The organism is Bradyrhizobium sp. Kon10, from assembly GCF_055807395.1.
In genome coordinates this window covers 1-398 of the sequence record NZ_JBVVOZ010000138.1, presented here as the reverse complement: position 1 = coordinate 398, position 398 = coordinate 1, and the positions used below count along the sequence as shown (strand labels likewise).

The window sequence follows — 398 nt, the reverse complement described above, 5'->3', positions numbered from 1 at the left end:
CTCTTGCCGGCATGCGCCAACGCGTTGCGCATGAAGTGGACGCGGCAGCGCTGCCAGCTGGCATTGAGCACCTTGGCAACAGTGGCCTTGATGCCTTCGTGGGCGTCGGAGACGACCAGCTTGACGCCACGCAGGCCGCGGCGGGCGAGCTTGCGCAGGAACGCGGTCCAGAACGTCTCGGCCTCGGACGGGCCGATGTCCTCGCGCCGACCGTCGCTGTTGACGCCGACCGCGACAATCACCGCGACCGAGACGATGCGGCCCTGCTGGCGCACCTTCACGTAAGTGGCGTCGATCCACAGATACGGCCAGTCGCCTTCAATCGGGCGGGCGAGAAAGGCCTTCACCTTGTCGTCGATCTCGGCGCAGAGCCGGCTGACCTGGCTCTTGGAGATGCC

Annotated in this window: 1 protein-coding gene; it reads right to left on the bottom strand. The window is 66.8% G+C overall.

What is annotated here, in order from left to right; translation table 11 throughout:
* The coding region (locus AC0L2O_RS36425) for an IS256 family transposase (protein WP_473373152.1) at positions 1-398 on the bottom strand (398 nt) is incomplete at both ends.